Below are 11,602 nucleotides of genomic sequence, written 5' to 3'. Positions count from 1 at the left end.
CTTTTTAGAGGGTACCATGCATTTTTTACTTAAACTGATTATAGACTGCTTGTAGCTGCGCAATATCAATTTTTTTCATTGTATACATTTCTTTGGCCACTGCTTCTGCTCGTTCAGGATTGCTACGATCCATTAAATCACCCCAGTCACCCGGTGCAATTTGCCAATATAAACCATACGCATCTTCTGCCCAACCACATGGCCATTCTTTCCCGTCTTTTGTCAAATGTTCCCACAAGAAATCAATTTCGGCTTGGTTCGCACATGCAACACAAAATGAAATTGCCATGGTAAAGCCAAATGGGTGCTTTTCAGGACTATCCATTACTCGAAAAAGACTATCTTCCAATGTAAATAGAGCTTGTTGTAATAATTCACCAGCAGGAAATTCGGCAAGTACCTGACTGTTTTCAAATAAGGATATCCACTGTTCCATCGCTGGTTTCGCTCGCCCTAGTTTTTCATTCGCAAACATGACTGCTGTGCTGATTCGCTGAGGAATATTTGATAAACTAATTTGCCATGATACACCGTATCGATCTTGCACCCAACCAAAGTAATCACTAAACGGATACTGTTGCAAGGGCATCAATGCTTGCCCACCATCCATGAATGCATCCCATAGCCGCTCAACTTCTTCTTTTGTTTCACAATCAACGAAAAATGAAACTGCCGGGGTAAAAGAAAATTCCGGTCCTCCATTTAAAGTCATAAATCGTTGGCCTGCTAATGTCAAATCGACGGTTAATAACGAACCTTTTTCCCGATGAACATCATCTACATAGTACGCTTTGTTATTAATAGCGCTATCATTAAACAGCGACACATAATATTCTGCAGCTTCCTCTGCTTGTTGATCAAACCAAAGACATGGATATATTTTATTCATTTTTGCCACCCTTTCTTTTTGAAACGACTTTATTTTCTTCATCATAAAGAAAAAGTAGCAAATTAGCTAGTAGTATGATTATAATAGTCCTTGGACTAATTTATTAAGGAGGACTGACTTCATTGAACGAACCTGAACGTTTTGATCTCGTTTATGATATCGCGGAAACATTATTAAAAAATGGTGCTGAGGTGCAACGAGTGGAAGCGACAATTACCCATGTCGCAAATGCTTTTCAACTAGAAAATTTCGATAGTTACGTCTCCATTCACGGTGTTTTTTTAACCTATCAATACAATGATATTGCAGCTAAAGCCCGCGTTCGCGATACGCCGATTTCACCAACTTCTTTAGGTAGAATCGATGCGATTAATACCTTGTCTCGGCATATTACAGAAGGAAAAATTCAACCAGAAGAAGCAAAAGAACGACTTGCAGAAATCAAAGAACAAACTTTTAGTAGCCGTCCACTTAAACTACTTGCTTATATTTTAGGAAGTGCGAGTTTTTGTTATATCTTTGGTGGTAGCTTATTAGATGCTTGTGGTGCCTTGGTTTTAGGTGGCATTTCAGCGATTTATACGTTGTATATTTTACCTAAGCTAAAGTTTTCTCCTATTATCGTTTCAATTACCAGCAGTTTTTTAATTAGCATATGCGCATCCTTATTGGTCTTACTGGTCCCGCAAATGAATGTGATGAGTCTCATTACTGGTGGTATCGTGGCACTCCTTCCAGGGGTAGCTATCTCAAACGGTATTCGGGCACTCTTTGATGAAGATTATCAAACAGGTTGGACACAAATTTTGTACGCTTTAATCACTGCCATGTCTATCTCAATTGGTGTTGGTACAGGAATTTTATTTATTAATTATGTATTGGGGGCACAGATATGACCGTTCTTCTACAACTCATTGCAAGTTTTATCGGAACTATCTCTTTTGCTATTGTCTTTGATACGCCTAAAAAATATTATCTGTACTGTGGCATCATCGGCAGTATTGGTTGGGGGATTTATTTAGTTGTGCTACATCTAACAGATTCCTTACTTATCGCAACCTTTGTTTCCGCTCTAAGCCTCATTTATATGGCGCGTGAAGCGTCATTTGGCTTGCGTGCACCTGTAACAATTTTCTTAATCTGCGGGATTTTTTGTCTCGTTCCTGGTCTTGGCGTCTACCAATTTGCCTATGAATTTTTTGTTGGGGACTCACTTCATGCAGCCGTTGTCTTAGTCAAGGTAATCCAAATTGCGATTGCTATCGCTCTTGGCATTACGTTTGGTTATGAATTACCACCGCAGTGTTTCTTTGCGTATCGTCGTCGGAAAAAGCTGGAAAGATGACTTTCCAGCTTTTATTACGTCATTTTTCCTTGATAAAATGACAAACAAAAAAGCCCCTACTCCAAAGAGCAGGGACAGTCAGTTCATTATTTAGATAATGCAGATTTTGCTTGGTCAGCTAATGCAGTAAACGCACTTGCATCGTTAACAGCTAAATCAGCTAACATTTTGCGGTTGATGTCGATTTCAGCTAATTTCAAACCATGCATTAATTTTGAGTAGCTTAAACCATTCATACGAGCTGCAGCGTTGATACGTGCAATCCATAATTTACGGAAGTCGCGTTTCTTTTGACGACGATCGCGATATGCGTAACTATATGATTTCATTACTTGTTCTTGAGCTGTTTTAAATAAAGTATGTTTTGAACCGTAGTAGCCTTTTGCTAATTTAAGAATCTTTTTACGACGTTTACGAGCTACTGTTCCACCTTTAACACGTGCCATGTTTAATTCCTCCTAATATATCTCTAATCTAATAATTGTATTATTTCATTTTTGCTAATTGTTGACGAATACGTTTGAAATCGCCACTTGATACCATGCTTGCTTTGCGTAGTTGACGACGTTGTTTTTTAGTTTTTCCGTGGAATCTATGGCTAGTAAAAGCACGAGCGCGTTTTAATCCGCCTCCGCCAGTACGTTTAACACGTTTTGCTAATCCGCGGTGAGTTTTTTGTTTTGGCATAACTAATTTCCTCCTCAAAATCTTTCATTTATCTATTTTTCGTTTTTCGGTGCAAGCACTAAGAACATGCTTCGTCCATCCATTTTCGCTTTTTGTTCTACTGTTGCAATATCAGTAGTTTCTTCAGCTAAACGATCTAGAACACGTTGACCAATCTCTTTATGGGTAATGGCACGTCCTTTGAAACGGATAGAAGCTTTCACTTTATCGCCTTTTTCTAAGAATTTTCGTGCATTACGCAATTTTGTATTGAAATCATTTACGTCAATCGTTGGACTTAAGCGTACTTCTTTAATATTGATAACTTTTTGCTTTTTACGGGCTTCACGTTCTTTTTTCTGTTGTTCAAAACGATATTTTCCGTAGTCCATAATTCGCGCAACTGGTGGTTTTGCATTTGGAGCAACTAAAACTACATCTAGGTTTGCTCTTTCAGCAATACTTAATGCTTCTGCTTTAGATTTCACTCCTAATTGTTCACCGTTCTGATCAATCAAGCGTAGTTCTCTTGCACGAATGCCGTCATTTACCATCATATCTTTAGCTATGGTCATTCACCTCCAAGTTATTTGAGAGAAAAATAAAGCAATAAAAAAATGGCTTCTTTTTATCAAAGAACCCACCGTCATTCATTACTAAATCCTTAGTTAGAATACTATTCAGCCCAGTAAGACATTCACTTAGGCGAGAAGTGGGACTTCTACTTTAATTTCTCAACTTTTATATCATAACAAATCCGTGTTCCTTTGTCAATCAGATTGACTGAAATAATTCCATTTTCTTTCAATCGGCTCATGATATAATTAAAGCAAAAGTTTGGAGGAACTAGTTATGTATCGTACACATCTTAATAGTGCTAGACAACTTCTGCTTGACCAAATCCTAAGTCTCACTCAGGATAATCCTACTATTGAAGGGATTTTTTTAGGTGGCTCATTAGCTACAGGTACGACTGATTGCTATTCTGATATTGATTTTCGTATTGTGATTACATCCCCTCTTCAGAAATCAAACTTTTTACAGTCATTATTAAATCAATTGGATGCTATTCTTTTTATAGAAACACAAACGGATTTCTATGCAGTTGTTCATTTTGAAACATTTATTAAGCTAGATATCTTTATTTATACTTGGAAAGATCTCGCACCTAATCCTTGGTTAGCTGACATTGCCATTCTTAAAGATACAGCCAATCAATTGCTCGATATCAAAGAAGATTCTCAACGTGTTACCTATGTACCATCACAAGAAAAGTTTACGTATTTTATGACAAAATATTATGCCTACTTACATGAATATTATCGTCGTTATCGTAGAAAAGAAGGCCATTATGCCCTAAGTTGTCAACTAACTTTGAAACATATTCTAGTATCCTTTTGGTATATGCAGCAACAGTATTTACCCAATAGTTTGGGAGATTGGAGTAAGTATGAAGGCACTCGCACTAAACTATCTTCCGCTCAACTCAACCAGTTAAATGAGCTATCACAATTAGAAGGCACCGCATTTATAACTACAATGACTAGTTTAATTAGAGATATTAGTCAAAAAATTTCTCAGGAATTTCCAATTAGCTTTAACATCAGTCAATTCAACAAAATTACAGCCCTCGTAGAAAAGGAGAAATGATAGTATGAACAGCTCTGCCAAAACAATAGAAGAATTAATCGAAACTAGCGAACATCGTGAATTGTTCCATCTGCTTGATCAATGGATACAAACAACTTTCCCACAGCTTTCTCGTCGTTTGATTGCTAGTGGAACCATCACCTTTATTGGCTATGGCGAGTTGTATGATGCTACAGATGATATTTACAATTCCCTTCTTAGTTTAGCCCCACAAAAGAATAATGTTTCTCTTTATATCAGTGGCGAAAAAAATGGCCAACCAATTTTAAAAAGCTACGAGCAACATTTTGCCAAATCAGCTGTGGGAAAAATTTGTTTGCGATTACGAAATCCAAAAAAAATTGATTTCAACGTGCTGGAAGCTATTGTCACTGATGTGATTGCTTGGAATGACACACAAAAGGCATCCGAATGACGGATGCCTTTTTGTTATTATTCAGCTGCTAATGCGGCTTTATTGATATAGTTATAAGGTTGGTTAAAGTGTGGCAAGAAGAACAAGTCTAGTAATGCCAACTCATCAATTGTTACACCACGTTCAATCGCTAATGAGAACATGTGGATAGCCATTGAAATTTCAGATGTTGTTGATGCCATTTGTGCACCGACAATACGACGAGTGTTTGCATCGTAAACAATACGGATTTTTACATCATGGTTATCATGCATGAAGCCTGGTTTTTGTGTATCTTCAAAGTCAGTATACTTCACATCTAAGCCAAAGCGAGGTGCTGCTGTTACTGAATAACCAGTTGATACCATATTGTAACCAAAGATTGAAATACCATTTGAGCCTTGAACTCCTGGTGATTCAATTTCGTTTCCACCAATGTTTTCACCCGCAACCATTCCAGTACGAACGGCATTTGTTGCTAAAGCAATATAAGCTGTATCTTGCAATGCATTTGAGTAAACAGTTGCACAGTCACCTACTGCATACACGTCTGGATTGCTTGTACGTTGATGACGGTCAACTAAATAAGCCCCGTTCACAAATAAATCTAATTCATCTTTACCTAATTCACTGTTTGGTAAGAAACCAATTGCGTTGATAACTAAGTCTGCTGCATACTCACCTTTTTCAGTGACAACTGTTTCAACTTTATCAGTTCCGCGGTATTCTTGTACTAATTCACCTAAGTGCAATTCAATCCCATGATCTGCTAAGTTTTTGTCCATTGCATCAGTAAATTCTGGGTCATAGTAGCTTGGTAATGAGCGATCTGCTGCATCAAATAACAAGACATTTTTGCCACGGCGTTTCGCTGCTTCTGCCATTTCCACACCGATGTATCCTGCACCAATAACCGCGATATTTTGAATTTCATCTGATTCTAACAAGTTATCAATAAATTGACCTTCTTGGAATTTTTTCATGAATGTGATATTTTTTAAATCATTTCCTGGTACTTTTGGAGAAATTGGGACAGAACCTGTTGCTAGAATAAGTTTGTCGTATGTTTCTACCAATTCTTCACCAGAAGCTGTCACAGAATGCACTTCTTTTTTCTCAAAATCAATATGATCTACTGTTGTTTCTAAATAAACTTTAGCACCTTTTGCTTCAAAATCATCACGATTTGTATAGAATAAACCGTCTACTTCATCGATTTGACGTCCTACCCAAAGAGCTGTTCCACAACTTAAGTAACTGAAATTTGAGTTACGTTCAATCATAACTACTTCTTGGTTATATTTATCTAATAAAATGTTCCCAGCGGCAATACCTGCGTGATTCGATCCAATAATTACTGTTTTTGTCATTGAGAATTCCTCCTAGTTTTATTAATCACTTTCTTTTAGTGAAAACGTTCTTATCAAAAGTGATTACCTTTAACTTACATCCTTAGTATACATAGATTGTGAACGAAGAAACTATCATTTTTTTTTGCACAAGCAAAAAAAGTGAGAGTTTTTTCTAAAAAACACGGCAGAACAATCATTTTGTCTAATTAATATAAATTAAAAAAAATAGTTTGTGAATAAAATACTTTAAAAACTAAAAAAGTGACCTGCCAATAGGGGATGGCAGGTCAAGGAGTAAAAATGAAAAAGTGTTTTGTTAGGGTTGTTTGTTGGTATGTATATAATATAATGGATAAGTGTGAATAAATTATGATAAAACTGTTTATATTTATTAAATTAGTTGGGAGGTTGTATGATGATTGATTATTTATCCACACTAACACCGAATGAATTAGATGAAATTGCGACAATTTGGTTAGGTACTAATTTACAGGCACATGATTTTATCGCCCCTACTTATTGGCATCAAATGTACCCTGAAGTAAAAGAGCAACTGACGCAAGCAACCTTCTTTGTTTATCGAAAAGAGAAAATCTTAGGATTTATTGGACTCATCGATACGTATATTGCAGGTATTTTTGTAGAACCAAGTACGCAACAAAAAGGTATCGGCAAAAAATTACTAACTGCAGCCAAACAACATGCTACTACCTTGTCCTTAACTGTTTACCAAAAAAATAGCACCGCGTATCATTTTTACCGCTCGCAAGGGTTCACAGTCACGAAAACTACTACTGATGAAACAGGAGAAATCGCATTTGAAATGATTTGGCAAAAATAAGACTCATTGGTCTCAAAACAAAAAAGAGTGGGCGTAGTATTCTAACACGTCCACTCTTTACTTATCTTGCTGCTTTCATATTTTTTCCTTCTGGGGAAAGAGTGCTCACTTTAACAATTGATTTCAAATCAACAATACGCATTTGCTGTTGATTATCTTGAATTTTAATGACCACTTGTTCTTTTCCAATGTTTTTTCCAACAATCCACCCAGAAATAACTTCATTATTTTCTGAGTCTAATTGCAGGACAACGAGACTTTTTTCATAAGCCGCACGTTGCAACGTTTCACGCATTTCCCGTAATTTCGCTTTGGCCAAACGTTTATCTGCGTCATCGCTTAAAAAAGTATCTAATAACACGCTTGAGGTCATGACAAGGAAATTTCTAAGTTTTTTAATTGTCGAAGGTTTCTCCATAACAATTCTTCCTTTCTGCTTCCACTAAGAATAAGACCCAAACTTTTCTCCCCACAATGATAGACCTTCTGATAACATCTGATAGGTTTCTTCAAAATTATCTGTATACCATGGATCTGGTACTTCTTGTTCTTCTTTGCCCGGTACCACTTCCATATACAGATGAATTTTTTCTTCTGTGCCACTTGGTGCTAAACGCATCAAATCTTTGACGTTCTGATGGTCCATGCCGATAATCCAATCAAATTCTTCAAAATCTTTTGGCTGGATTTGTCTTGCATACATTCCTGAAAAATCAATGTTCTCTCTTTTGAGAATTTCCTGCGTACCTGCATAAGGCGGATTCCCCACTTCCCAGCGGCTAGTTGCTGCTGAATCGATAACTAAGCCTAAGCGTTGCTCCTCATTATACTTTTTCATTAGCCCTTCCGCCATTGGTGAGCGACAAATATTTCCTAAACAAACAAATAACACTTTTGTCATCACTTTATTCCTCTTTTCTTTGATAAATACGATAAGAGAAGACTTCAATATCTTGTGCTAAACGAAATAGCTGTGTAGCAATCTCCAATGCAGATTCTTGGAAATTCCCACAAATCCAAGCCTCTAAAATCCCACTACAACCGAAAGAAAAAAATCGACTATAAAAATCAATATCTTGTTTTGATAATACTTTTTCTTCATCGACTTGACGAAATAATTGCCTAAAAATAGATTGAACAACAGTAAAAAATTCATTAATCAGAATGGTTCGATTGCCAATCATAGTATTTTGATAAAATACCTGCTTTTCCTGCATTCGTTTCAGCATTTTTAGTGCCTGTTCTTCCCAATTATCTAGTTTTACTTCTTTACTTGCTAAGAATTTCAACGAATCATTAAAATAGACCCATCGTAATAATTCATTTTTATCTTGAAAATGATAATAAAACGTTTGACGATTAATTGATGCCTTTAAAGCAATATCTTGCACACTAATTTTTGCATATTCTTTTTCCTCACATAATTGAATATATGCGGATGCAATTGCTGCTTTTGTCTTTTTTCCCTCTGCCATACTTACCTCACTTGTACTATTCTTGATAAGGATAACCGAAATGTTCATAGGAAAGCGCAGTAGCTACTCGTCCTCTAGGTGTTCGCTTCAAGAATCCTTTTTGAATTAAATAAGGCTCATACATATCCTCGACAGTCTCACGTTCTTCACCGATATTGATGGATAACGTGCTCAATCCCACCGGACCACCATTATATAACTCAATCATTGTTTTAATTAATTTTTGATCCACTAAATCTAAACCTTCATGATCTACTTGTAGCAATGACAATGCCTTATCAGCAATTTCGCGGTTAATAATACCATCTGCTTGTACTTGAGCAAAATCGCGCACCCGTTTTAACAATCGGTTCGCAATTCGCGGTGTCCCTCTGGAACGTCGAGCAATTTCTACTGCCCCTTCAGTAACAATTTCTGTTTCAAAAATCGAAGCCGTTCGTTGCACAATTTCCTTCAAATCATTTTCATCATAATATTGCATATGAGAAATAATCCCAAAACGATCCCTTAATGGTGCTGATAGCATGCCAGCTCTCGTTGTCGCACCAATAAGTGTGAATGGTGGTAAAGGAAAATGAACAGGATGTGCAGTTGTGCCTTGTCCGACCATGATATCCACAAAGAAGTCTTCCATCGCTGAATAAAGCATCTCTTCTGCTACACGCGGTAAACGATGAATTTCATCCACGAATAGCACATCTCCTGGCTCCAATTCATTAAGTGTTGCGATTAAATCACCCGGCTTTTCAATAGCAGGCCCACTTGTAGTACGGATATTCACTTGCATTTCATTTGCAATCACCATGGCCATCGTCGTTTTCCCTAGACCCGGAGGCCCGTATAGAAGCACATGGTCCAATGCTTCTTCTCTTTTTTGTGCCGCTTGAATATAAATACTTAATTCTTGTTTTACTTTTTCTTGCCCAATATATTGCGCAAAAGATTGCGGACGTAATGATTTTTCAAAAAATTCTTCCTCTTGATTTGCATTTGGTGAAATCATTCGATCTGTCATGTACTTCTCCTTATTTCTTCATCATTAATTTCAATCCGGCTCTTAAATATTCATCGGTTGTTTGGAGTGATTCTTGAAGTAATAATTTGTGCACGCGTTTTGTTTCTCGTTCACTATAGCCTAATGCCTGCAAGGCAGATATCGCTTCATCCAAAGCAGAATGATTAGTTGTAAATAGTTCCATTACAACTGAACCTGTCAATTCGCCTGAAAGTTCACCCAATTTTCCTTTTAAGTCTAACACAAGTTGTTGCGCTGTTTTTTTTCCTACACCGGGGAATTTCGTTAGATATGTAATATCTCCCGTTTCAATTGCTGAAATCAAACCTTCATGGTCATCATTAGCCATAATTGCTAAACCACTTTTGGGTCCAATTCCAGATACACTAATTAAGCGTAAAAATAATTGTTTTTCTTCTAAACTATTGAATCCATATAAGGTATGAGCGTCTTCACGAATCACTTGATGAACAAACAATTTTACTTCTTGATTCATCTTTCCACTATAACGATAAGGATTTCCTGATGCTATTTGATAACCGATACCATTTACTTCGACCACAATATAAGCAGGATAAATTGCTGTAATCTTTCCAATAATATATTCGTACATTCTTTTTCCTTTCTGTACATATGTTCCCTTTATTGTACCACAAATCAGATAGATATGAAAAAAATCAGATAACTCATTGGTTATCTGACTAAAGTTTGATTATTGAACGTATTGAAGATATTCTTCATACCCTTTCGCAACCATCTCATCATAAGGAATGAATTTCAATGCAGCTGAATTAATACAATAACGTAGGCCACCTTGCTCAATCGGGCCATCTTCAAAAACATGTCCTAAATGAGAATCTGCTTTTTTGCTACGTACTTCTACTCTCGGTCGACTTAATGAAAAATCCTCTTTCTCTTGAATTTCTGTTGTTTTCAATGGTCGAGAAAATGCTGGCCAGCCACATCCCGCATCAAATTTATCAGTCGAAGCAAAAAGTGGTTCACCACTCACAACATCCACATAAATACCTTTTTCATAGAAACTGTCATATTTTCCTGTAAATGGTCGTTCTGTTGCATTTTCCTGTGTAACTGCGTATTCAATTGGTGAAAGTTTCTTTTTTAATTCCTCTTTTGAAAATTCCATTTTAACTACACATCCTTTACTACTATTTTCTACGTGTTTATTCTAATTGTCTACCTATCTGCTTGTACCATGTTATAATAACGTTTAACTGACTCTGAAAGGATGATTAAGATGACGACAGCAACTTATTGGATTGAACAACTGGCATTAGAACCACATGCCGAAGGAGGCTATTTCAAACAAACTGACCGAAGTGACCAAACGATAGAAACAATAAATGGAGAACGTCCGCTATATACAAGTATTTTATTTTTATTAAATACAGAAAGTCCTTCACACTTTCATCGATTAGCTTCTGATGAAACTTGGTTTTACCATGAAGGAACATCGTTAACCGTTCACTGTATTTTTCCTGATGGACGTTATAAAGAAATTCATTTAGGAAAAAATATTGCAAATAATGAATACCTTTCTTACACTGTACCAAAAGGAACCATTTTTGGCTCAAGTGTGAAAGAAGACTATGCACTTGTTAGCTGTGTCGTTGCTCCAGGTTTTGATTACCAAGATTTTGAATTATTTACTCAAGAGCAATTACTAAAAGATTATCCTCAACACCAAGCAATTATCCAAGCTCTTGCTTATGAAACAATACCATAAATAATCTAGAATGTATTTTCATTCTAGGTTATTAAAAAACAAAAAAAGACTCGATAATTTATCAAGTCTTTTTTATTTGCGTGGCGACGTCCTACTCTCACAGGGGGCAACCCCCAACTACAATCGGCGCTAAGAAGCTTAACTTCTGTGTTCGGCATGGTTACAGGTGTATCCTTCTCGCTATCGCCACCACACTATTTTATTTTGAAGTGATTGCTCACTCAAAAC

Annotated in this window: 17 protein-coding genes and 1 rRNA gene; 6 read left to right on the top strand and 12 right to left on the bottom strand. The window is 36.6% G+C overall.

Features of this window, described 5'->3' with window-relative positions; all coding sequences use genetic code 11:
• Positions 1–25: 25 nt before the first annotated feature.
• Complete coding sequence (locus tag BAU17_RS11115; protein WP_161902893.1) at positions 26–889, bottom strand: VOC family protein; 864 nt, start codon at positions 887–889, stop codon at positions 26–28.
• A gap of 122 nt (positions 890–1,011) precedes the next feature.
• Here BAU17_RS11115 and BAU17_RS11110 point away from each other — a divergent pair, with 122 nt between their 5' ends.
• On the top strand, positions 1,012–1,785 hold the full coding sequence (locus tag BAU17_RS11110) for a threonine/serine exporter family protein (protein WP_161902892.1): 774 nt from the start codon (positions 1,012–1,014) through the stop codon (positions 1,783–1,785).
• Positions 1,782–2,234, top strand: a complete 453-nt coding sequence (locus BAU17_RS11105; protein ID WP_161902891.1) for a threonine/serine exporter family protein — start codon at positions 1,782–1,784, stop codon at positions 2,232–2,234. The genes BAU17_RS11110 and BAU17_RS11105 overlap by 4 nt, the downstream gene beginning before the upstream one ends.
• Positions 2,235–2,320: 86 nt before the next feature.
• Here BAU17_RS11105 and rplT read toward each other — a convergent pair whose 3' ends face one another.
• The 3 genes from rplT to infC are packed head-to-tail and all read right to left on the bottom strand — an operon-like array spanning position 2,321 to position 3,475.
• Positions 2,321–2,680: a 50S ribosomal protein L20 gene (rplT, locus tag BAU17_RS11100; protein ID WP_161902890.1), complete on the bottom strand. Its 360-nt coding sequence runs from the start codon at positions 2,678–2,680 to the stop codon at positions 2,321–2,323.
• 40 nt (positions 2,681–2,720) lie between these two features.
• Positions 2,721–2,921 (bottom strand): 50S ribosomal protein L35, encoded by a 201-nt coding sequence (rpmI, locus tag BAU17_RS11095; RefSeq protein WP_161902889.1) that lies wholly within the window; start codon positions 2,919–2,921, stop codon positions 2,721–2,723.
• A gap of 32 nt (positions 2,922–2,953) precedes the next feature.
• Positions 2,954–3,475 (bottom strand): translation initiation factor IF-3, encoded by a 522-nt coding sequence (gene infC, locus BAU17_RS11090; protein ID WP_016176001.1) that lies wholly within the window; start codon positions 3,473–3,475, stop codon positions 2,954–2,956.
• A 277-nt stretch (positions 3,476–3,752) separates the two neighbouring features.
• On the opposite strand from infC, the gene BAU17_RS11085 reads away from it, so the two are divergent.
• Positions 3,753–4,550: a nucleotidyltransferase domain-containing protein gene (locus BAU17_RS11085; protein WP_161902888.1), complete on the top strand. Its 798-nt coding sequence runs from the start codon at positions 3,753–3,755 to the stop codon at positions 4,548–4,550.
• A 4-nt stretch (positions 4,551–4,554) separates the two neighbouring features.
• Positions 4,555–4,965: a DUF1801 domain-containing protein gene (locus BAU17_RS11080; RefSeq protein WP_161902887.1), complete on the top strand. Its 411-nt coding sequence runs from the start codon at positions 4,555–4,557 to the stop codon at positions 4,963–4,965.
• Positions 4,966–4,982: 17 nt separating this feature from the next.
• On the opposite strand, the gene nox is transcribed toward BAU17_RS11080, so the two are convergent.
• The gene (nox, locus tag BAU17_RS11075) at positions 4,983–6,314 is read right to left on the bottom strand and encodes a H2O-forming NADH oxidase (RefSeq protein WP_161902886.1); all 1,332 of its coding nucleotides are present in this window, start codon (positions 6,312–6,314) and stop codon (positions 4,983–4,985) included.
• Positions 6,315–6,708: 394 nt separating this feature from the next.
• On the opposite strand from nox, the gene BAU17_RS11070 reads away from it, so the two are divergent.
• Positions 6,709–7,137, top strand: a complete 429-nt coding sequence (locus BAU17_RS11070; protein ID WP_420022110.1) for a GNAT family N-acetyltransferase — start codon at positions 6,709–6,711, stop codon at positions 7,135–7,137.
• A 61-nt stretch (positions 7,138–7,198) separates the two neighbouring features.
• On the opposite strand, the gene BAU17_RS11065 is transcribed toward BAU17_RS11070, so the two are convergent.
• From BAU17_RS11065 to msrB, 6 genes are all read right to left on the bottom strand, one after another.
• Positions 7,199–7,555, bottom strand: coding sequence for a hypothetical protein (locus BAU17_RS11065; RefSeq protein ID WP_161902885.1), 357 nt, complete (start codon positions 7,553–7,555; stop codon positions 7,199–7,201).
• Between the two features lie 24 nt (positions 7,556–7,579).
• Positions 7,580–8,038, bottom strand: coding sequence for a low molecular weight protein-tyrosine-phosphatase (locus BAU17_RS11060; protein WP_161902884.1), 459 nt, complete (start codon positions 8,036–8,038; stop codon positions 7,580–7,582).
• A gap of 4 nt (positions 8,039–8,042) precedes the next feature.
• Positions 8,043–8,612 carry a TetR/AcrR family transcriptional regulator gene (locus BAU17_RS11055; RefSeq protein ID WP_161902883.1) on the bottom strand — a complete coding sequence of 190 codons (570 nt, stop codon included), beginning with the start codon at positions 8,610–8,612 and terminating at the stop codon, positions 8,043–8,045.
• A 16-nt stretch (positions 8,613–8,628) separates the two neighbouring features.
• A complete protein-coding gene (gene ruvB, locus BAU17_RS11050; RefSeq protein ID WP_161902882.1) occupies positions 8,629–9,627 on the bottom strand; it encodes a Holliday junction branch migration DNA helicase RuvB in 999 nt (332 codons plus the stop codon).
• A 10-nt stretch (positions 9,628–9,637) separates the two neighbouring features.
• The gene (ruvA, locus tag BAU17_RS11045) at positions 9,638–10,240 is read right to left on the bottom strand and encodes a Holliday junction branch migration protein RuvA (protein ID WP_161902881.1); all 603 of its coding nucleotides are present in this window, start codon (positions 10,238–10,240) and stop codon (positions 9,638–9,640) included.
• 99 nt (positions 10,241–10,339) lie between these two features.
• Positions 10,340–10,774, bottom strand: a complete 435-nt coding sequence (msrB, locus tag BAU17_RS11040; RefSeq protein WP_161902880.1) for a peptide-methionine (R)-S-oxide reductase MsrB — start codon at positions 10,772–10,774, stop codon at positions 10,340–10,342.
• 111 nt (positions 10,775–10,885) lie between these two features.
• Here msrB and BAU17_RS11035 point away from each other — a divergent pair, with 111 nt between their 5' ends.
• Positions 10,886–11,374 carry a cupin domain-containing protein gene (locus tag BAU17_RS11035; protein ID WP_161902879.1) on the top strand — a complete coding sequence of 163 codons (489 nt, stop codon included), beginning with the start codon at positions 10,886–10,888 and terminating at the stop codon, positions 11,372–11,374.
• Between the two features lie 78 nt (positions 11,375–11,452).
• On the opposite strand, the gene rrf is transcribed toward BAU17_RS11035, so the two are convergent.
• A 5S ribosomal RNA gene (gene rrf / locus BAU17_RS11030) occupies positions 11,453–11,568 on the bottom strand.
• Between the last annotated feature and the right edge of the window lie 34 nt (positions 11,569–11,602).

Source organism: Candidatus Enterococcus willemsii, assembly GCF_009933335.1.
Taxonomy (GTDB): domain Bacteria; phylum Bacillota; class Bacilli; order Lactobacillales; family Enterococcaceae; genus Enterococcus_F; species Enterococcus_F willemsii.
The sequence above is the reverse complement of the archived record's forward strand: the minus strand, read 5'-3'. Positions and strand labels throughout refer to the sequence as shown.